This window comes from Sphaerotilus sp., from assembly GCF_013299175.1.
Classification (GTDB): domain Bacteria; phylum Pseudomonadota; class Gammaproteobacteria; order Burkholderiales; family Burkholderiaceae_C; genus Sphaerotilus.
Window position 1 is genome coordinate 21,512 of record NZ_JAAFKF010000027.1, and the last position, 18,063, is coordinate 39,574.

26 protein-coding genes are annotated in these 18,063 nt (G+C 68.3%); 23 read left to right on the top strand and 3 right to left on the bottom strand.

What is annotated here, in order from left to right:
* The first annotated feature begins 796 nt into the window (after positions 1–796).
* From QZW52_RS06815 to QZW52_RS06830, 4 genes are all read left to right on the top strand, one after another.
* Positions 797–1,096, top strand: a complete 300-nt coding sequence (locus QZW52_RS06815) for a hypothetical protein (RefSeq protein ID WP_293996634.1) — start codon at positions 797–799, stop codon at positions 1,094–1,096.
* 219 nt (positions 1,097–1,315) lie between these two features.
* The gene (locus tag QZW52_RS06820) at positions 1,316–1,750 is read left to right on the top strand and encodes a hypothetical protein (protein ID WP_293996636.1); all 435 of its coding nucleotides are present in this window, start codon (positions 1,316–1,318) and stop codon (positions 1,748–1,750) included.
* Positions 1,751–1,758: 8 nt separating this feature from the next.
* Positions 1,759–1,944 (top strand): type II toxin-antitoxin system HicA family toxin, encoded by a 186-nt coding sequence (locus QZW52_RS06825; RefSeq protein WP_293996638.1) that lies wholly within the window; start codon positions 1,759–1,761, stop codon positions 1,942–1,944.
* Positions 1,941–2,348 (top strand): type II toxin-antitoxin system HicB family antitoxin, encoded by a 408-nt coding sequence (locus tag QZW52_RS06830; protein ID WP_293996640.1) that lies wholly within the window; start codon positions 1,941–1,943, stop codon positions 2,346–2,348. Before QZW52_RS06825 ends, QZW52_RS06830 begins: the two co-directional genes overlap by 4 nt.
* A gap of 31 nt (positions 2,349–2,379) precedes the next feature.
* Here QZW52_RS06830 and QZW52_RS06835 read toward each other — a convergent pair whose 3' ends face one another.
* Positions 2,380–2,721 (bottom strand): hypothetical protein, encoded by a 342-nt coding sequence (locus tag QZW52_RS06835; protein ID WP_293996642.1) that lies wholly within the window; start codon positions 2,719–2,721, stop codon positions 2,380–2,382.
* Between QZW52_RS06835 and QZW52_RS06840 the strand changes: the two genes are divergently transcribed.
* From QZW52_RS06840 to QZW52_RS06860, 5 genes are all read left to right on the top strand, one after another.
* Positions 2,702–2,998, top strand: a complete 297-nt coding sequence (locus QZW52_RS06840; protein WP_293996644.1) for a hypothetical protein — start codon at positions 2,702–2,704, stop codon at positions 2,996–2,998. The two genes, QZW52_RS06835 and QZW52_RS06840, sit on opposite strands and share 20 nt — an antisense overlap.
* Positions 2,999–3,217: 219 nt before the next feature.
* Positions 3,218–3,625 carry a hypothetical protein gene (locus QZW52_RS06845; protein WP_293996646.1) on the top strand — a complete coding sequence of 136 codons (408 nt, stop codon included), beginning with the start codon at positions 3,218–3,220 and terminating at the stop codon, positions 3,623–3,625.
* Between the two features lie 4 nt (positions 3,626–3,629).
* Entirely contained in the window at positions 3,630–3,827 is a 198-nt protein-coding gene (locus QZW52_RS06850; RefSeq protein ID WP_293996648.1) for a hypothetical protein, read from the top strand.
* A 4-nt stretch (positions 3,828–3,831) separates the two neighbouring features.
* Positions 3,832–3,969 carry a hypothetical protein gene (locus tag QZW52_RS06855; protein ID WP_293996650.1) on the top strand — a complete coding sequence of 46 codons (138 nt, stop codon included), beginning with the start codon at positions 3,832–3,834 and terminating at the stop codon, positions 3,967–3,969.
* Between the two features lie 29 nt (positions 3,970–3,998).
* Positions 3,999–4,832, top strand: a complete 834-nt coding sequence (locus tag QZW52_RS06860; RefSeq protein ID WP_293996652.1) for a hypothetical protein — start codon at positions 3,999–4,001, stop codon at positions 4,830–4,832.
* Here QZW52_RS06860 and QZW52_RS06865 read toward each other — a convergent pair.
* Positions 4,793–5,482 (bottom strand): hypothetical protein, encoded by a 690-nt coding sequence (locus QZW52_RS06865; protein WP_293996654.1) that lies wholly within the window; start codon positions 5,480–5,482, stop codon positions 4,793–4,795. The genes QZW52_RS06860 and QZW52_RS06865 overlap by 40 nt on opposite strands.
* A gap of 108 nt (positions 5,483–5,590) precedes the next feature.
* Here QZW52_RS06865 and QZW52_RS06870 point away from each other — a divergent pair, with 108 nt between their 5' ends.
* The 14 genes from QZW52_RS06870 (at position 5,591) to QZW52_RS06935 (ending at position 17,050) form a co-directional block, all read left to right on the top strand.
* Positions 5,591–6,385, top strand: coding sequence for a hypothetical protein (locus QZW52_RS06870; RefSeq protein WP_293996657.1), 795 nt, complete (start codon positions 5,591–5,593; stop codon positions 6,383–6,385).
* Between the two features lie 101 nt (positions 6,386–6,486).
* Positions 6,487–6,741 carry a helix-turn-helix transcriptional regulator gene (locus QZW52_RS06875; protein ID WP_293996659.1) on the top strand — a complete coding sequence of 85 codons (255 nt, stop codon included), beginning with the start codon at positions 6,487–6,489 and terminating at the stop codon, positions 6,739–6,741.
* Positions 6,738–7,172, top strand: a complete 435-nt coding sequence (locus tag QZW52_RS06880) for a hypothetical protein (protein ID WP_293996661.1) — start codon at positions 6,738–6,740, stop codon at positions 7,170–7,172. Before QZW52_RS06875 ends, QZW52_RS06880 begins: the two co-directional genes overlap by 4 nt.
* A 278-nt stretch (positions 7,173–7,450) precedes the next feature.
* The gene (locus tag QZW52_RS06885) at positions 7,451–7,783 is read left to right on the top strand and encodes a hypothetical protein (RefSeq protein ID WP_293996663.1); all 333 of its coding nucleotides are present in this window, start codon (positions 7,451–7,453) and stop codon (positions 7,781–7,783) included.
* On the top strand, positions 7,780–8,007 hold the full coding sequence (locus tag QZW52_RS06890; protein WP_293996665.1) for a hypothetical protein: 228 nt from the start codon (positions 7,780–7,782) through the stop codon (positions 8,005–8,007). Before QZW52_RS06885 ends, QZW52_RS06890 begins: the two co-directional genes overlap by 4 nt.
* A 94-nt stretch (positions 8,008–8,101) precedes the next feature.
* Positions 8,102–8,533, top strand: coding sequence for a hypothetical protein (locus tag QZW52_RS06895; RefSeq protein WP_293996667.1), 432 nt, complete (start codon positions 8,102–8,104; stop codon positions 8,531–8,533).
* Positions 8,530–9,033, top strand: coding sequence for a helix-turn-helix transcriptional regulator (locus QZW52_RS06900; RefSeq protein ID WP_293996669.1), 504 nt, complete (start codon positions 8,530–8,532; stop codon positions 9,031–9,033). The genes QZW52_RS06895 and QZW52_RS06900 overlap by 4 nt, the downstream gene beginning before the upstream one ends.
* A 106-nt stretch (positions 9,034–9,139) precedes the next feature.
* Positions 9,140–9,952, top strand: a complete 813-nt coding sequence (locus tag QZW52_RS06905; RefSeq protein ID WP_293996671.1) for a Rha family transcriptional regulator — start codon at positions 9,140–9,142, stop codon at positions 9,950–9,952.
* A complete protein-coding gene (locus QZW52_RS06910) occupies positions 9,949–13,134 on the top strand; it encodes a DUF927 domain-containing protein (RefSeq protein ID WP_293996672.1) in 3,186 nt (1,061 codons plus the stop codon). The genes QZW52_RS06905 and QZW52_RS06910 overlap by 4 nt, the downstream gene beginning before the upstream one ends.
* Before the next feature lie 10 nt (positions 13,135–13,144).
* Positions 13,145–14,014: a hypothetical protein gene (locus QZW52_RS06915; RefSeq protein WP_293996673.1), complete on the top strand. Its 870-nt coding sequence runs from the start codon at positions 13,145–13,147 to the stop codon at positions 14,012–14,014.
* Between the two features lie 8 nt (positions 14,015–14,022).
* Positions 14,023–14,349, top strand: coding sequence for a type II toxin-antitoxin system RelE/ParE family toxin (locus QZW52_RS06920; RefSeq protein ID WP_293996675.1), 327 nt, complete (start codon positions 14,023–14,025; stop codon positions 14,347–14,349).
* Positions 14,346–14,636, top strand: a complete 291-nt coding sequence (locus QZW52_RS06925; RefSeq protein ID WP_293996677.1) for a helix-turn-helix domain-containing protein — start codon at positions 14,346–14,348, stop codon at positions 14,634–14,636. The genes QZW52_RS06920 and QZW52_RS06925 overlap by 4 nt, the downstream gene beginning before the upstream one ends.
* 325 nt (positions 14,637–14,961) lie before the next feature.
* Positions 14,962–16,380, top strand: a complete 1,419-nt coding sequence (locus QZW52_RS06930; RefSeq protein ID WP_293996679.1) for a BRO-N domain-containing protein — start codon at positions 14,962–14,964, stop codon at positions 16,378–16,380.
* A gap of 376 nt (positions 16,381–16,756) precedes the next feature.
* Positions 16,757–17,050 (top strand): hypothetical protein, encoded by a 294-nt coding sequence (locus QZW52_RS06935; RefSeq protein ID WP_293996681.1) that lies wholly within the window; start codon positions 16,757–16,759, stop codon positions 17,048–17,050.
* A gap of 162 nt (positions 17,051–17,212) precedes the next feature.
* On the opposite strand, the gene QZW52_RS06940 is transcribed toward QZW52_RS06935, so the two are convergent.
* Complete coding sequence (locus tag QZW52_RS06940) at positions 17,213–17,692, bottom strand: hypothetical protein (RefSeq protein WP_293996683.1); 480 nt, start codon at positions 17,690–17,692, stop codon at positions 17,213–17,215.
* Positions 17,693–18,063 lie beyond the last annotated feature (371 nt).

Consider the following 18,063-nt stretch of genomic DNA (forward strand, 5'->3'; position numbering starts at 1 on the left):
GCCGGGTGGACGGCGCGGCGGGGGTTCTTTCGCGCTGGCTGTGGCGGCCGGCCGATGGCAGACCCCAGGCGTTCGACTCGGCTGCATCCCGCTGCACGCCACCAGCCCGGCCCCGTGCCGGGCTTCGTCCATCTGGCTGTGTCTGGTCTGGGCATGGCCGCCCTGTGCGCCGGCTGCATGGCCTGTGCCTGTGCCTGCCTGCAGGCTGGATGCCTTCCACCGTGCGCCGGGTGGCGGCGCGGCGGGGGTTTCTTTCGCGCTGGGTTTCCGCAGGCAGACGACGACTAGCACCAAGAACACGAGGGGGCGCCCTTCTTTTCAGAAAACGGCCGTGGAACGTGGAATTGCCAGCGCCGGGCGGGTCATTCCACGGGAAAAGACGGAAGCACCCTATACAAATCAACTACTTAGAAACTCATTACTTCTTTGTTACTTGTTGGGGAATGCTTGGGGGCAAAGTGTGGAATGCCCGGCCAGCCGGTCAGCGTCTGTCTGTCGATCAGGGGGTTATGCCGCCCCCCCGGGGGGTCTAGGTTCTTCCTGCGCCCCCCTAGTGCGGGTAATTCGGCCCCCGGTCATCCGCTGTTCAGCGGTACTTCCATAGGGGTTGTGCCGTACCGGGTCTTTCTGCTTGGTTCCTTCTGTCCAGTGGGCACCGGGCGTGCGCGAGCCGAAAACAGGCGCATTGCATAGGGGTTCAGTCGGTTTGAACGATGCCCCAAGAACCCCTTCCCTGGTGCCCGTTCTCGCACCTGGACGGAAACGAGGCGCGAAGAAAAACCCCGGCCCGGCGCCCATGCCGTCGAGTGCAGTCGCCTGCGCAGGATGTGAGCGGGTCGAGTTCCTGGCCAGCGCCTGCACGCTGCAGCCGGGTCGATCGGCTGGCCTGCCTGACCCCGTGGCCTTCCTCCTCGTGCTCGCCCGCGGCCGTCGATCCGGCGACCACGCCGACACCCAGCCCGGCCACCAGCACCACCTCGTGCATCCCGGCCAGCGCAGGCCACCGCCAGCACCCAGCCGCCCACGTCGGCGCGCTGGTCGAGTTCCTGGCCAGCGCCGGCACGCTGCAGCCCGGTCGATCGGCTGGCCGGGCTGATCCCATGGCTTTCTTCCTGGTGCTCGCCTGCGGCCCTCGATCCGGCGACCACGCCAGCACCCAGCCAGACCACCAGCACGACCTCGTGCAACCCGGCCAGCGCCGGCCACCACCAGCACCCCGCCGCCCACGTCGGCGCCCTGGTCGAGTTCCTGGCCGGCGCTGGCCCGCTGGCCGGTCTGGTCCCGCTCCACGCTGCCCAGCCGCTGCAACTGCTGGATGTGCCCGGCACCGGGCGACCCCGAGGCCCTGCCCGTCGAGATCCTGGCCAGCGCCGGCACGCTGCAGCCGGGTCGATCGGCTGGCCTGCCTGATCCCGTGGCCTTCTTCTTGGTGCTCACCTTCGGCCGTCGATCCGGCGACCGCGCCGACACCCAGCCGGACCACCAGCACCGCCTCGTGCCAACCGGCCAGCGCCGGCACGACCAGCACCCAGCCGCCCACGTCGGCGTGCCGGGCGAGTTCCTGGCCGGCGCTGACCTGCTGGCCGGTCTGCCTCCGCTCCACGCTGCCCGGCCGCTGCAACTGCTGGATGTGCCCAGCGCCGGGCGACCCCGAAGCCCTGCCCTTCGAGATCCTGGCCAGCGCCGGCACGCTGCGGCATGGTCGATCGGCTGGCCGGGCTGGTCCCGTGGCTTGACTCAGTGGTTATAGTAACCACCATGAACAGCCGGCAAATCATCAAGCAACTGGAGGCGGACGGCTGGCTTCTGGCACGGGTCAAGGGTTCACACCACCAGTTCAAGCACCCGACCAAGCCCGGCTTGGTGACAGTCAAACACCCCGATGGCGACATCCCCGCCGGCACGTTGAACAGCATCCAGAAGCAAGCCGGCTGGAAGAAGTGAAGGAATCGACGATGCGTTTCCCTGTGGTTCTGCACACTGACGACGGCACGCGCTACGGCGTGACGGTCCCCGATCTGCCCGGCTGCTTCTCTGGGGGTGACACCTTCGATGCGGCAATGGACAGCGCGGCCGAAGCGATCGACCTGCACCTAGAAGGGTTGACCGAGGATGGCCACGATGTGCCGACCCCGCAACCGATCGGCCACCACCAGAAGACCCCGGACTATGCGGGCGGCGTGTGGGCACTGGTGGAAGTGGACGTGACCCGGTTCGAGGGCAAGGCGGAAAAGGTCAACATCACATTGCCCCGGCGCCTGCTGGCCCGCATCGACGAATACGCCCGATCGCACGGCGCGTCCCGAAGCGGCTTCCTGGCTGAAGCGGCGCGGCAAGCGATGCGCTGAGGCTGGCACGTCGGCGCGCTGGCCGAACTGGTCACGCTCCACGCTGCCCGGCCGCTGCAACTGCTGGATGTGCCCGGCACCGGGCGACCCCGCGGCCCTGCCCGTCGAGTTCCTGGCCAGCGTCAGCACGCTGCAGCACGGTCGATCTGCTGGCCCGGCTGATCCCGTGGCCTTCGGCCCTCGATCCGGCGACCGCGCCGACACCCAGCCCGGCCACCAGCGCCACCTCGTGCATCCCGGCCACCACCAGCACCCAGCCGCCCACGTCGGCGAGCTGGTCGAGTTCCTGGCCGGTGCTGGCCTGCTGGCCGGTCTGCCTCCGCTCCACGCTGCCCGGCCGCTGCAACTGCTGGATGTGCCCGGCACCGGGCAACCCCGAGGCCCTGCCCTTCGACATCCTGGCCAGCGTCTGCACGCTGCAGCCCGGTCGATCGGCTGGCCGGGCTGATCCCGTGGCCTTCGTCCCGGTGCTCGCCTGCGGCCGTCGATCCTGCGACCACGCCAGCACCCAGCCGGACCACCAGCACAACCTCGTGCAACCCGGCCAGCGCCGACACCACCAGCACCCAGCCCGGCCACGTCGGCGAGCTGGTCGAGTTCCTGGCCAGCGTCAGCACGCTGCAGCACGGTCGATCGGCTGGCCTGCCTGATCCCGTGGCCTTCGTCCCGGTGCTCGCCTGCGGCCGTCGATCCGGCGACCACGCCAACACCCAGCCCGGCCACCAGCACCACCTCGTGCATCCCGGCCAGCGCCGGCCACCACCAGCACCCCGCCGCCCACGTCGGCGCCCTGGTCGAGTTCCTGGCCGGCGCTGGCCCGCTGGCCGGTCTGGTCCCGCTCCACGCTGCCCAGCCGCTGCAACTGCTGGATGTGCCCGGCACCGGGCGACCCCGAGGCCCTGCCCGTCGAGATCCTGTCCAGCGCCGGCACGCTGCAGCCGGGTCGATCGGCTGGCCTGCCTGATCCCGTGGCCTTCTTTTTGGTGCTCACCTTCGGCCGTCGATCCGGCGACCGCGCCGACACCCAGCCGGACCACCAGCACCGCCTCGTGCCAACCGGCCAGCGCCGACACGACCAGCACCCAGCCGCCCACGTCGGCGTGCCGGGCGAGTTCCTGGCCGGCGCTGGCCTGCTGGCCGGTCTGCCTCCGCTCCACGCTGCCCGGCCGCTGCAACTGCTGGATGTGCCCGGCACCGGGCAACCCCGAGGCCCTGCCCTTCGACATCCTGGCCAGCGTCTGCACGCTGCAGCCCGGTCGATCGGCTGGCCGGGCTGATCCCGTGGCCTTCGTCCCGGTGCTCGCCTGCGGCCGTCGATCCTGCGACCACGCCAGCACCCAGCCGGACCACCAGCACAACCTCGTGCAACCCGGCCAGCGCCGACACCACCAGCACCCAGCCCGGCCACGTCGGCGAGCTGGTCGAGTTCCTGGCCAGCGTCAGCACGCTGCAGCACGGTCGATCGGCTGGCCTGCCTGATCCCGTGGCCTTCGTCCCGGTGCTCGCCTGCGGCCGTCGATCCGGCGACCACGCCAACACCCAGCCCGGCCACCAGCACCACCTCGTGCATCCCGGCCAGCGCCGGCACGCTGCAGCCGGGTCGATCGGCTGGCCGGGCTGATCCCATGGCCTTCTTCCTGGTGCTCGCCTGTGGCCGTCGATCCTGCGACCACGCCGACACCCAGCCCGGCCACGTCGGCGCCGGGCGAGATCCTGGCCGGCATCCCTCTTCAGGGGGATTGCATCCCGGCCAGTGCCGGCACGCTGCGGCATGGTCGATCGGCTGGCCTGCCTGATCCCGTGGCCTTCGTCCCGGTGCTCGCCTGCGGCCGTCGATCCGGCGACCACGCCAACACCCAGCCCGGCCACCAGCACCACCTCGTGCATCCCGGCCAGCGCAGGCCACCGCCAGCACCCAGCCGCCCACGTCGGCGCGCTGGTCGAGTTCCTGGCCGGCCAGACCGGTCGATCTGCTGGCCCGGCTGGTCCCGTGGCCTTCGGCCTGGTGCTCGCCTGCGGCCCTCGATCCCGGCGACCACGCCGACACCCAGCCCGGCCACCAGCACCACCTCGTGCCACCCGGCCAGCGCCGGCACGACCAGCACCCAGCCGCCCACGTCGGCGTGCCGGGCGAGTTCCTGGCCGGTCTGGTCCCGCTCCACGCTGCCCGGCCGCCGCAACTGCTGGATGTGCCCGGCACCGGGCGACCCCGCGGCCCTGCCCGTCGAGATCCTGGCCAGCGCCGGCACGCTGCAGCGCAGTCGATCGGCTGGCCGGTCTGGTCCCGTGGCCCTCTTCCTGGCGCCCACCTGCGGCCGTCGATCCTGCGACCACGCCAGCACCCAGCCGGACCACCAGCACAACCTCGTGCAACCCGGCCAGCGCCGACACCACCAGCACCCAGCCCGGCCACGTCGGCGAGCTGGTCGAGTTCCTGGCCAGCGTCAGCACGCTGCAGCACGGTCGATCGGCTGGCCTGCCTGATCCCGTGGCCTTCGTCCCGGTGCTCGCCTGCGGCCGTCGATCCTGCGACCACGCCAACACCCAGCCCGGCCACCAGCACCACCTCGTGCATCCCGGCCAGCGCAGGCCACCACCAGCACCCAGCCGCCCACGTCGGCGAGCTGGTCGAGTTCCTGGCCGGCCAGACCGGTCGATCTGCTGGCCCGGCTGGTCCCGTGGCCTTCGGCCTGGTGCTCGCCTGCGGCCCTCGATCCCGGCGACCACGCCAACACCCAGCCCGGCCACCAGCACCACCTCGTGCCACCCGGCCAGCGCCGGCACGACCAGCACCCAGCCGCCCACGTCGGCGTGCCGGGCGAGTTCCTGGCCGGCGCTGGCCGGTCTGGTCCCGCTCCACGCTGCCCGGCCGCTGCAACTGCTGGATGTGCCCAGTGCCGGGCGACCCCGAAGCCCTGCCCTTCGAGATTCTGGCCAGCGCCGGCACGCTGCAGCCCGGTCGATCGGCTGGCCGGGCTGATCCCATGGCCTTCTTCCTGGTGCTCGCCTGTGGCTGTCGATCCTGCGACCGCGCCGACACCAAGCCGGACCACCAGCACCGCCTCGTGCCACCCAGCCAGCGCCGGCACCACCAGCACCCAGCCCGGCCACGTCGGCGCCCTGGTCGAGTGCATGGCCGGCTACCATCTGGGTCTGTCACGGATAGGCCCGCGAACCGAAGAGCGGGTTTCCTCACCCGCCTGCCGTGGCACCCTGAATGAGGCTGCGTAGAGGTACGCACCATGAACGAAACGATCGGTCTTGATGTGCTGGCAATGCTGGCCGATGAAGTGCCGGATGCACCGCGCCTGCGGGACTTGATGAGCCTGCAGCGGCTGGCCGATCTGCTACCCCTGGCAGTGTGGCACCGTGGCGATTTGACGCCAGTAAGGGCGGGAACTGTCGTTGTTCGCGCACTGCTGGGGGAAGACAAGTACGCCGGTAGCGCACCGTCGAGACTGCCCCTGTACGTGGTCGAAAGCTGGGGTGTGCGAGAACTGGGCGATCAAGAGCGCGGGCCGCTGCGGAGAGACGTGCAGGAATATCACTTTGACATGGCATTCCACCGCGCAGGACACCCCGAGTTACCGGAACCACCAAGAAATCAGGTGTCGCAACGGACTGAGGCCCTTTTGCGCTTGGTTAGGTGGCGCCCTGTGGATTTGTCGATGGTTGATGACCCGTCGTTAGATGGCCGCTCATGGGATGGCGTCTACATGGTGCGAGAGGATGCCTTCAAGGCGTTCGGCCTGTCCGATCCCGCACCCTCACATGCACCGCCGATCCCGGCGCCCGCTGTCGTCCAGTCCGAGCCGGTCCCCGCAGTCGTGTTGAAACCCACCAAGAAGCCGGGCGACGATTGGACGCCTGCGGACTATGCCGAGTTGCTGCGCCAGTACGAAAGCCTGACCACCGGGAAGGGCGCCATGAAAGGCGAGTCTGCACGGGACGCACTTGGGAAAGCGTGGTCCTACGCGCCGAACTCCATCAAGCCCTTCTTGACCACTGCCCGCAAGCAGCGCACCCCCACCACCTGACGGGCTATCCCCTATCTATCCCCGTATCCGCTGGCGGGATAGGGTCGAGTCGTTGAACAGTTCACTCCATCGCAACGACGCACAACGATGGAAGCAAAGCCGTGCAACTGGTCACCAACACCCCCCCGCAAGCCACCGCCACCCCTGCCCCCACCGAGGCAAAGCCGGATCGCCTGATCCGCCTGGCTGAAGTCGAAACCCTCACCGGGCTGAAGAAGTCATCCCTCTACAGCCTCACCCGCGCCGGCAAGTTCGTGAAGCCAATCCGGCTTTCGTCCCGCTGCACCGCCTGGTCCCTGAATTCTGTTCAGGCGTGGATTCAAGCCCGGATCACCGAAGCCGAGGCGCAGCAATGAACCCGTGCCACCTGACCCACGACGCGCAGGCGTCTGCACTGGCCGAATGGGGGCGCGGCGGTTCGTTTCGCTGCGTGGCCTGCGGCGAGGAACGCGCCGATGCCGTGCCGGCGCTGGCCGTGCCTACGTCGTTCCCTGGCTTCGCGCTGGCCGCCTGTGGCGCCTGTGCGCGTCGTCTGCGCCAGTCGGCGGGATACCGGCGCCAGACTGCCGAGAATGCCCGCACCGCTGGCGAGCGGGCGGTTTGTCAACGGGCGGCGGATCTGGTGGGCGTGAGCGGATCGGCATTGACCGAGGCACTGCACAGCGTGGCCACCAGACACGAGCGCACCGCCGAGTCTTACCGCCTGGTGGATTCCATGCTCGGAGTGCCTGCGGGATCGGTGGAAGGTGCGATGAATTCCGTTCTGAACTGCGGGGTCAAACAATGACCGACTGCCCAAATCGGAAATATGCGGATGAATGCGGACAGATACGGCGTGACCGTGCTACGCTTGTCGCAGGTGCTCGAAACACCTCAGACAATGCGGATAGCCGCCCCGACAGTGCGGCTTTGTCATGCCCGAATCACAGATTTAGGGCTGGCGGTTGCGCACGTTCGCAAGGCGTGCGGCACGACGTTGTCAGTGTTTCGAACAGCCGCCAGCCCACCCGCAAGCCCGTCGAAAGGTCAGCGAGTGGTTCAGAAGCTCGCAACGGAGCCGAGAGCATGACCACGACCCCCCACGCCGCACCAAGCGGCGACCACGCCCACGCACTGCCCACCAGTGCCACCCCCACCGCCCCCGACGCCGAAGAACGCCTGGCCGGCCTTGTCATCTTGATGGGTGACATTGCCGCAAGCATCGCAGGCGTTCGCGCCCTGGTGCGTGACCTCGAAACCCTGCAACCCGGACACGGGCACGTCATCGGCGACGCGCTGGCCGTGGCCGGCTTCCTGGCTGAGTTCGGCGCCAAGTACGGCGCAGGCAAACCGTCGTGTGAAGACGCGGCGGAGCTGATGTTGTCGGATCGCGCCATGCGTGCGGGGGTGGGAGCATGAACACCACCCCGACCACCGAAGCGGCCCGCCTCTGCGGCGAGCTGGTCACGCTGCTGACCTGTGCCCGTGAACACGCCAAGTCCCCCGAGGACTTCGCACAGTTCCACGTCGGCAACCTCGTGAGCTGCGCTGCAGACCACGCGGACGCCCTCTATGACCTGCTGTTGCAGGCTGCACGCCCGGCGATCGGTGCGCAGCAATCGAGCGAAGGCGGCGCAGCATGAACACGATCACCCGCCTGTTCTTCCCCGCTGCGCTGCGTCGTCTGGCGCTGCGTGAGCGTGCCTTTCGTGTCATCGCCAGCGATCGGGGGGCACGATGATCACCGCCCACGTTCCCCGCTCTTCCAGCGCCACCAAGGCGGCGCCAGTGGCCGCGCAAGCACCAGAAGCCGCCACCCCCGCACCATCCCAGCCCCTGCCCGGCCTGACGGGCTGCAGCGTGCTGGAAATGCTCTTCAACCGGGCGGCCCCGAGCTTGACCCCTGGCGAGCTGGAACACCTGTCGCAGCAAGCCGGCGAGCTGGCACAGACCATCGCGCAGCGAGCCGCCGACGTGGCCGAAGGCATCGGCCTGTTGATCGCCGACGAATCGGCCGCGCACGGTGAACCGGACGATTCCAGCACTTTCCGCAACAGCAGCGACCTGCCCGGCCTGCTGTGGCACTTCGGTGACGTGTTCCAACAGGTGGCGGGACTGGTGAGCGTGGCCGGTGAAGCCGCCTTCCTGGCGCGGGGGGCACGGCGATGAACACCAGCACCCACCCCACGCCCGGCCCGTGGTGCTTCGACACCAAGCGCGGCGCCATCGCCACCAGTGCCGGCGAGTCCGTGGCCGTCGTGTGCTTCCACGGTGCTGACAGCCTGGCGCAAGAGAACGCAAACGGGCACCTGATCGCCGCGGCACCGGATCTGCTGGCCGCCCTGCGCGAGCTGCTGGCCGATGCCGTGCGCAGTGGCCTGGAGGGGCGCCCGGCCGTGCTGCTGGCCCGTGCGGCGCTGCTGCTGGCTGGCACCGACCACCATGCAGGCGTGCCAGCCACACCCCCGCGCCAGTGGCTGCGACTGCCGCAGGTGTGCGCCCTGACGACTGCCGGGAAGTCCTGGCTCTTCGAGCGCATGAAGGACCAGACCGACCCCTTCCCCGCTGGGGTCCGGCTGTCGTCCAGTCGGTTGACCATCTGGGACGCTGAACAGGTTTCTGCCTGGATGGCCCGGCGCACCACCAAGGCGGCGCCCGCCACCGACTGACCACACACCACCAGTTCCAGCACCTGCGAGCCGTCTACACAACAACGACAGCGGCACACCGGAAGAGAAGCGGCCCGCACCGCTGGAACCACCAAGGATTGAACCCATGAAGCCCACGACCTTTTCCGGGTCGGCTGCCGGTGTGTCTGAAACCACCCACCGCACCGCATCCCCCCACGCCGGCACGTCCGGCGATCTGTTCCCCCGTGCCAGTCTGGCCGAACTGGTGCAGCCTGTCCATGAACAGCCGATGACCACATCCCGGCGAGTGGCGCAGATGTTCGGCAAGGAACACAAGAACGTGTTGCGTTCGGTGGAACGGCTGTTGCCGGACCTGCCGGACGAATTCTCACGGCTCAATTTTGAGCCGCGAACCTACACCGACGACCGCGGCAAGGAACAGCCGGAATACCTGCTGACGCAAGACGGTTTCATCATGCTGGCGATGGGATTCACTGGCCGTGAAGCCGTGTACTGGCGAGCCACCTTCATCAAGGCGTTCAACGCGCTGGGGAAGGAGATTCGGCGCCGGGACAAAGCCCTGTTGAGCCGCGAGCGCGAGCTGATCCGGGCAGAGGTGGCACGCACGCACAGCACCGTGAACGCAGTCCTGACCGACACCCGCGCCGAACAAGGCAAGACCACCGAAGCACGCCACTACATCAACGAGGCCCGGTTGATCGGCTACGCGATGACCGGCCAGTGCAGCGAAATCGACCGCAGCACGCTGGATGCCCAGGCGCTGCGGCTGCTGCGCTGGGTCGAGATGCAGGACATCAAGCTGTTGAGCCGTGGTGTCTGTGACCACCACACCAGAAAAACCGAGCTTCGCGCCCTGGTGCTCAAGGCGCAGGCGATCACGCAGGCGCTGGAAGCCGGCGATGCCGAACCGCTGCAGTCGATCGGCGGTGCAGCATGACGACACCACGCCAAGACCGCGAGATCACGCCCGAGCTGGTGGAGGACGCGCTGGCCTGCATCAACCCCGACAACCTCACCCACGACGAACGCGCCCGGCTGGCCTTCGCTGTGTTCGACCAGTTCGGCACGAACGGCGCCGGCTACTGGCTGGCGTGGGCTGGCCGTCGAACGGATGCCGTGGCCACCGAAGACGCGGCGACGTGGCGCAGTGCCTGCAAGCCGGGTCCGGTCAAGATCAGCACCCTGTTCTACGTGGCGAAGCAGCACGGTTTCCAGTTCCCGAAGCCGGACCACAACGGCACAACGCCACGCGCTGTGCGCCCCGTGCCCACCGCCGACGAACTGGCTGCGCAACACGCCGAACGCGAGCGGCGCGAGGCCGAAGAGGCTGCAGCACTGGAAGCCGACCACCTGGAAGCGGTGAACCGCTGCCGGGCGATGTGGGACAGTGCCAGCGACACCGCGCCGGCCAGTGGCTGCCCGTACCTGACCCGGAAGGGTGTCCAGTCGCACGGGCTGCGCTTCCTGGCCGATGGCACGGCGCTGGTGCCCATGCGCGACGCTGACGGCGAGCTGTGGAGCGTGCAACGCATCCTCACCAAGCCTGTGACCGACCGCAAGACCGGCGAGGTCATCGGGGACAAGTTCTACGGACCCCGCGCCCGCAAGGATGAAACCGTTCGATCGCGCAAGGCGGGACTGTTCCACCTGATCGACGGCGCAGGGTCGGACGTGCCGGAATGGCCCGTTCTGCTGCTGGCGGAAGGCTACGCGACCGGCGCCACGCTGCATGAGGCTACGGGCCTGCCCGTGGCCGTCTGCTTCGATGCTGGCAACCTGCGGCACATCGCCCAGGCGCTGCGGGAGCGGCACCCGGCCGCGCTGCTGCTGGTCTGCGGCGATGACGACCGCGCCACCGAAGCGAAGGGCAAGGGCAACCCCGGCCGCAAGGCTGCAGCGGCTGCCGCACGGGTGGCGAACACCAGCGCCGGCCCCGCCCTGGTCTGCTTCCCCGATGCGCTGCCGGAAGGCGGTTCCGACTTCAACGACATGGGCACCGCCTTCGGCCTGGAAGCCGTGGCGGCGCTGGTCCATGCCGCTGTGCAGGCGCCTGCATCTGCCGGCGCTGGGGATGCTGCAACGGATGCCGATCCGCCCTGGTGCGATGAAGCCGACCCCGGCCCGGCCGACCCCGACCACACCGAAGCGGCGCCGACCAGCACCCCCGACGCCGACACCACGCCCAGCGCCGGCCACACCAAGACCCCCGGCAAGACCGCCCCGAAGAAGACCGCCAGCAAGACCACCAAGCGCACCAGCCCACCCGAGGCGGCGGACGCACCGGACGACAGCGAAGCCGGCCCGAACGCGCCCGCCCCGGCACGCGGCGCCGATCTGTTCCTGGTCAACGAGTCCGGGTTGTGGCGCTGGAAGGTTGTGATGGGCGAGACGGTCAGCGGATCGTGGCGCAAGGTCAGCACCGCCCTGCGTGCCGTGTCCCTGTGCCGTGACACCCACGACACCGGCACGGCGCTGCAAGTCGAGTTCACCGACGCCTTCGGCAAGGTCAAGAACCTGTTCATCCCGTGGGAGCAGTTGAGCGGCGACGGTGCCGAGTACCGCAAGGCGCTGTTGTCGAACGGGTTCATGGTCCCGTCCAATCCCGAGCGGCGGCGCTGGTTCTCCGAGTACCTGGAGACGCGCCGACCCGAGAACCGCGCCCGCCTGACCGACCGCACCGGCTGGCATGGCCGGGTGTTCGTCACCCCCGATGAAGTCATCGGCACGCACGGCGAGGAAACGATTCTGTTCCATGCCTCAGGCGTGCGCCGATCCGCCTTCAAGCACCGCGGCACCCTGGACGACTGGAAAGCCGACATCGGCCGGCTGTGCGCCCGCAACAGCCGCCCGACGTTTGCCGTCTGCCTGGCACTCGCTGCCCCGCTGCTGCGCCTCGTGCCGGAAGTCGGCGGCGGGGGTGTCCACTTCGTCGCCCCGACTTCCAAGGGAAAGACCACCATCATGTTGGCCGCGTCGTCGGTGTTCGGCATGGGTGACGAGAACCACCCGGACAGCTACATGAAGAAGTGGAATTCGACCCTCGTGGGCTTTGAGGCCGTCTGCGAACAACACAACGACGCCCCGCTGATCCTGGACGAACTGGGCGAGGCGAAGGCGTCCGAGCTGGGCCAGTCCCTGTACATGGTGGCGAACGGGTCCGGCAAGACGCGGGGCGCGGCGGCGGGTGGCAATCGACCCACGGCGGCGTGGTTGAACATGCTGATTTCTGCGGGCGAGATCACCCCGGCGCAGCACCTGGCGACCGCGCAGGTCGAGATCAAGGGCGGACAGGAAATCCGGCTGGTGACGGTGCCGGCGCTGGTGACCCCGGAGAGCATCCTGGAAGACAACCACGAGTTCCCCACGGGTCACGAGCTGTCGGCGCACATCAAGCGCAGTGCCCGCGCCAGCTTCGGCACCTTGGGGCGTGCGTGGCTGGAATGCTTGGTCAACGAGTTCGACGGCATCGAGGGCGACGCCCGCGAGCTGATGCAGTTGTTCGAGCTGGAAGCCGTGGAAGAGACGGCATCCGGCGAGGTGAAGCGAGCGGCCCGGCGCTTCGGCCTGGCTGCGGCGGCTGGCGAGATGGCGACGAACCGCGGCCTGACCGGCTGGCTGTCTGGCTGGGCCACGCAGGCGGCGCGGATCTGCTTTGACGTGTGGCTGTCCACCCGCGTCGGCGGCACCGGAAGCAGCCACGAAGCACAGATGCTGCTTGCCATCCGCCAGTGGTTCGGCGCCCACGGAGACGCCCGGTTCAAGCGATGGGAGCTGACGGACACCGATCACAAAGCCGTGACGATGTACATGGCCGGGTGGCGGAAAGAGGTCTACGGCGACAAGACGGACGATTTCGGCATGAACGGGAAAGCGCCGGTCGATCTGGTCTGGTACGTGATGGTTGACGTGTTCCGCAGCGAGGTGTGCAAGGGCTTCGACTACCGGGCGGCGCTGCGCCTGCTTGACGAGCGGGGGCTGGTCATCAAGGAAGGCAAGGAGCCGAAGCCGGGCCAGCCGGACGAACGCCGCATGGACACCAAGGCCCGCCCCCCGCGCTTTGAAGAGGGTTCGGCGCGTGTGTACCGCATCCGCGGCGGCGTGCTGGGCTTGGAAGTCTGAGGGCTGCACCATGACGATGACCACCCCTGAAGCCCTGGCCGTGCTGCTGCGTGAATACGCCTACCTGTGCCACGAGGGCATGAACTACGAAGACCCCGAGACGCTGCACCGCCTGACCGGCGAGGTGTGCCGGCTGTCCACGCTGCGGCGCCAGTTCGGCGTATGGCCGGTGCGCAAGTGGCGCGACCACCCCGCGCTGTGCCGGGTGTGGGGAGCGCCGGCCGTGTTCGCCATGACCTGCCGGGCGCTGCTGCCGCGCATCCAGTCGCAGGCACTGCACGGCGCCGACGGCGACCGCGCCACGCCATCGGCGCGGGCGCTGGGCTATGACGAACGCGAGGCATTGAAGCGCCTGGCGTGGGACTGGCGAGCCGAGGCCCTGCCCGGCCACGCGGCGGCACTGGCCCTGCTGGCGGACTGGATGGCCTGCCCCCATGACATGCCGCTGAGCCACTACGCGGCGGGCTGGGTGGAGGTGCGGGCGGATCTGGTCCCGTGCGCTGGCCTGCCCTGGCCGCTGGATGGTTCGGCGATCGACCCCGACCCGACCGAGCCGGCCCGCACCTGCACGCCGGGCGACTGGCTGGCACTGCGCCGGATCGCGGCTGAGGCGCAAGGCGTGGCGCCTGCCCTGGTACTGGTCCTGCTGGCGCACTGGTTCCGACAGTCCGAGCAGTGCCCAGGCTTGAGCGTGTACGCGGCGCACTGGACGGCGGCGCGGCGCGAGGGCGACACCTTCCCCGCTGCGGCGCTGGCCGTGCTGCGCGAGGTGTGGCCGCTGGCCGGCGCTGGCGAGATTGAACACGGCCGATCGGACTGGCCGCACCTGCCGGCGCCACCTGTGGCAGTCGTGGCCCGTTTAATATCAGAACGGATATGATTCACACCATGAAACCCCTGCAATTCCTTGGTGACTCGCTCAAGTGCTTGCGCGAGTTCCCCGACGATGCACGACAGGACGCGGGCCGCCAGCTTGACCGTGTGCAGCGAGGGAAACAGCCCAACGACTTCAAGCCGATGCCGTCGATTGGTCGGGGTGTGGAGGAAATCCGGGTCTGGGACGATGCAGGAACCTTCCGGGTCATCTACACCGCCCGCCTGGCGGATGCGGTCTACGTTCTGCACGCTTTCCAGAAGAAGACGCAGGCCACATCGAAACGCGACATCGACACCGCCAAAGCCCGTTTTGCCCAACTGAACCTAGGTGACGCATGAACCAGACCCCTTCGCCTGACCGCTTCGACAGCGTATGGGATGCCATCGCCGACACGACCGAGGAGGCGGCAAACCTGCGTCTTCGGTCGGAGCTGATGGACAAGATCACGGCCCTGATCGACGGCAAGGGCTGGACGCAGGCGGAAGCCGCCAGCCGCTGCGGGGTGACGCAGCCGCGCATGAATGACCTGTTGCGGGGGCGGCTGTCGCGGTTCTCGCTGGATGCGTTGGTGAACATCGCGGCGGCGCTGGGTCAGCGGGTTCATGTGGAGCTTGAAGCCGCCTGACGGTGGGCTGATCCCGTGGCCGTCCCCTTGGTGCCGGTTCCCGCTTCCCTGTCGTGGCCGTGGCTTGTACACTCGCGCCCGGCGCCGCTCATCGGCGCTACGGGTTTGGCGACCCGGAAACACGGTGCAGCCGCCGCACCCGATGCGGCTTTTTCACGCCTGTATGGCGTGCTGCGTTCGCATGGTCCGATTCAATGGCGGACCGTGTGGGGACACCCGCGAGGGTGTGCCGGCCCCGTGTCCGGTTCGCCAACCCTGCACGGTCTGCCGCCCCTCTTGGCGAAGTGGGCGGCATGGTTAACACCTGCCACACGGAATCTTCACCATGAACACCACCATCCCCCCCGCTACCGTTGCCCCTTGGGACGCGCTGCCCACCACCACCCCGGCCGCGCTGGCTGATCCCGCGCCGGACGATGGCACGCATGCACTGATCGGCGGCGAGCTGGTCGAACCCCCTGCTGATCTGCGCCCGGCCGCCAAGCAGCCACCACAAACCGGCCTGCACCGCCCGCTGTTCGCTCCGCGACCGGCTGCCGGTGAGCCGTCACCGGGTAATGGGGCATCTGCGGCTGAGGACGGCGCACGCCAGAAGCGGAAGCCGGGCAGACCTGGCAAGGCTTCCGAACCGATGCTGTTCAACTTCGACGGGCTGCCTGTACGGTCCATGAAGATCAAGGGCGAGCCGTGGTTTGTGGCTGCTGACGTGTGCGCAGTCCTTGAGATTGCCAACAGTCGCGACGCCATGAGCCGGCTTTCTGATGATGAAAAGGGTGTCGGCACTACCGACACCCTTGGAGGCTCGCAACTGGTGGGCATCGTCAACGAATCCGGCCTGTATGCGCTGGTCTTCAACAGCCGCAAGCCCGATGCACAACGGTTCCGGCGCTGGGTCACGGGCGAGGTTCTGCCTTCGATCCGCAAGACGGGCGGGTATCGACTGGACGACCATAACCGGCGAGTGCGCGACGTGTTCAACACTGCAGGGGCAAGCACCAAGGCGCAGGGGCTGCGAGGCGCTGCCCGGCTTGAGGGCGTGCGCGCTGCAGTGTCCGCGATCGCGCCGGACCTGCTGCACCTTGTGGTGACGCCCGCACCTGCGCCTGTGGCGCCTACCCCTGCACCAGCCGCCGACCTGCTGGGCGATCACGCCCGGCGAGTGCGCGAGGTTTTCCAGTTGGTTGAACAGACGGCGAATGCACGGGGGTTGCGAGGGAAGGCACGGGATGAAGTAGCGCGTGCCGTGGTCCAAGAGATCGCGCCGGACCTGCTGCACCTCGTGGCCATGCCCGCCCCTGCGGCACCCGTCACCCCACCACCTGCACCAGTCGCCGACCTGCCCACCCTGTTCGGCAAGCCGAAGGAAGGCGCCGATCTGCTGCTTAACGTCGCCGATTGGTTCCGAAAGAACGCCAAAACCGGCTTTCTGCTGTGGGCACTGGATGAGTTCAACCCGAAGAACGCCGGGCGCGTGGCCGGCTGGGTCCGCCCTACTGCCAGTGGAAGCGAGGTGTTTTACATCCTGGTGGACGCCTTCCGCCACGAGGCTTGCAAAGGCATCGACTACCGGGCGGCACTGCGTGCGTTGGAGGCTGAGGGCTTGACGATCAGGGAAGGCCAGCCCCCGAGGCGTGGCGAGCCGGACGCCCGGCGCTTCGACGCCAAGGCCCGGCCGCCCTTGTACGCGCCCGGATCGGCGCGGGTGTACCGCATCAAGGGCGAGGTGTTGAACCTCACCGCCTGACCACGGACGGCACTCCGCAAGAGCCGGCCGCGTGCCGGCTTTTTTGCGTTCAGAGGGGCGCTCACTACCCGAGTGCCCATGTGCCAGAACAGGCCGTTTTCAGGGTGCGCGAGTCATTCCCCAGGCCGTTCCACACGAATTCCCCTTTTCGATGGGGAATTTTTTGTCAATAAAATCAACGGGTTACAGCGTTTTTTGTGCGATTCCCTGGCTCCCCGCGATTTTTGAAAGTAAGGGAGTACGGAGAGCACGAAAACAAGCATCCAACCGGCTTCAAGCGGCGCTAAGGCCGGGGGCGATTCTGCAGCGGATCAAGCGCCACGACAAGGCCCGCGGGCTGCACCGCCAGCACCCAGCCGGCCACGTCGGCAAGCCGGTGAGTGCCTGGCCGGCGCTGGCCCGCTGGCCGGTCTGGTCCCGCTCCACGCTGCCCAGCCGCTGCAACTGCTGGATGTGCCCGGCACCGGGCGACCCCGAGGCCCTGCCCGTCGAGTTCCTGGCCTGCGCCGACCCGCTGCCGCTGCTGGAAGTGCCGGGCTACCTCATCCCCTGGCCTTCTTCCTGGTGCTCGCCTGCGGCCGTCGATCCGGCAACCGCACCGACCCCAGCCAGACCACCAGCACCGACCACCACCAGCACCACGCCCGCCACGTCGGCGGGTGTGGACTGACTCAGACCTGAGCCGATTGGGTTACATGGCGCCCCCGATTTCCACGGAAAAGCGGCCCGAAATCGTGCGGTTTGTCGGTAGTGATAATGCAAAGTTATCGCTAGTAATCACACTTATCGGGGGGGCGGAGCCTTGTAACCTGTTCACGCATATTCCTGTAACTCAAGGCAAATTTTCGGCCAGCGCCAGAACCTGAAGGCCCGGCCGCGGCCCGTTCGTCCGGCTTTCTGGTTTCAGCGCAGGCGCCCGCACCCACCCGGCCACGTCGGCGCGCTGGTCGAGTTCCTGGCCAGCGTCAGCACGCTGCAGCCCGGCCGGTCTGCTGGCCCGGTCGATCCCATGGCCTTCGGCCTGGTGCTCGCCTGCGGCCCTCGATCCCGGCGACCGCGCCGACACCCAGCCGAACCACCAGCACCACCTCGTGTATCCCGGCCAGCACCGGCCGGCACCAGCACCCAGCCCGGCCACGTCGGCGCGCTGGTCGAGTTCCTGGCCAGCGTCGGCACGCTGCAGCCCGGTCGATCTGCTAGCCCGGCTGGTCCCGTGGCCTTCGGCCTGGTGTTCGCCTGCGGCCCTCGATCTGGCGAGCACGCCGACACCCAGCCGAACCACCAGCACCACCTCGTGTATCCCGGCCAGCACCGGCCGGCACCAGCACCCAGCCCGGCCACGTCGGCGCGCTGGTCGAGTTCCTGGCCTGCGCCGACCCGCTGCCGCTGCTGGAAGTGCCGGGCTACCTCATCCCCTGGCCTTCTTCCTGGTGCTCGCCTGAAGGTCCGAATGGGTATGCAAACGGCTGCAGTAACCGAGGTAGTAACCCATATTGAATAGGATGAAATCCTGTTCAATATCAATGGGTTACATGGGTTTTATGGTTTTCCTCCTCCCACCACCACAACGATTCAGACGGTCCGCCAAGGTCCGACAAACCAGAAAAAGCCCTTGAGAATCAACGCTCTAGGGCTTTTTTCATGGCACCAACCTGATTACCCCCTCTGTACACCGGCAGCAAC

Bases quoted from the DNA above. Each gene is read 5' to 3' on its own strand.
- QZW52_RS06900 (WP_293996669.1), top strand. From the start codon at position 8,530: ATGAACACCAGCACCCACCCCACGCCCGGCCCGTGGTGCTTCGACACC.
- QZW52_RS06880 (WP_293996661.1), top strand. From the start codon at position 6,738: ATGAACCCGTGCCACCTGACCCACGACGCGCAGGCGTCTGCACTGGCC.
- QZW52_RS06870 (WP_293996657.1), top strand. From the start codon at position 5,591: ATGAACGAAACGATCGGTCTTGATGTGCTGGCAATGCTGGCCGATGAA.
- QZW52_RS06895 (WP_293996667.1), top strand. From the start codon at position 8,102: ATGATCACCGCCCACGTTCCCCGCTCTTCCAGCGCCACCAAGGCGGCG.
- QZW52_RS06845 (WP_293996646.1), top strand. From the start codon at position 3,218: ATGTGCCCGGCACCGGGCGACCCCGAGGCCCTGCCCGTCGAGATCCTG.
- QZW52_RS06840 (WP_293996644.1), top strand. From the start codon at position 2,702: ATGTGCCCGGCACCGGGCAACCCCGAGGCCCTGCCCTTCGACATCCTG.
- QZW52_RS06820 (WP_293996636.1), top strand. From the start codon at position 1,316: ATGTGCCCGGCACCGGGCGACCCCGAGGCCCTGCCCGTCGAGATCCTG.
- QZW52_RS06825 (WP_293996638.1), top strand. From the start codon at position 1,759: ATGAACAGCCGGCAAATCATCAAGCAACTGGAGGCGGACGGCTGGCTT.
- QZW52_RS06910 (WP_293996672.1), top strand. From the start codon at position 9,949: ATGACGACACCACGCCAAGACCGCGAGATCACGCCCGAGCTGGTGGAG.
- QZW52_RS06915 (WP_293996673.1), top strand. From the start codon at position 13,145: ATGACGATGACCACCCCTGAAGCCCTGGCCGTGCTGCTGCGTGAATAC.
- QZW52_RS06885 (WP_293996663.1), top strand. From the start codon at position 7,451: ATGACCACGACCCCCCACGCCGCACCAAGCGGCGACCACGCCCACGCA.
- QZW52_RS06890 (WP_293996665.1), top strand. From the start codon at position 7,780: ATGAACACCACCCCGACCACCGAAGCGGCCCGCCTCTGCGGCGAGCTG.
- QZW52_RS06815 (WP_293996634.1), top strand. From the start codon at position 797: ATGCCGTCGAGTGCAGTCGCCTGCGCAGGATGTGAGCGGGTCGAGTTC.
- QZW52_RS06930 (WP_293996679.1), top strand. From the start codon at position 14,962: ATGAACACCACCATCCCCCCCGCTACCGTTGCCCCTTGGGACGCGCTG.
- QZW52_RS06865 (WP_293996654.1), bottom strand. From the start codon at position 5,482: ATGCACTCGACCAGGGCGCCGACGTGGCCGGGCTGGGTGCTGGTGGTG.
- QZW52_RS06905 (WP_293996671.1), top strand. From the start codon at position 9,140: ATGAAGCCCACGACCTTTTCCGGGTCGGCTGCCGGTGTGTCTGAAACC.
- QZW52_RS06920 (WP_293996675.1), top strand. From the start codon at position 14,023: ATGAAACCCCTGCAATTCCTTGGTGACTCGCTCAAGTGCTTGCGCGAG.
- QZW52_RS06925 (WP_293996677.1), top strand. From the start codon at position 14,346: ATGAACCAGACCCCTTCGCCTGACCGCTTCGACAGCGTATGGGATGCC.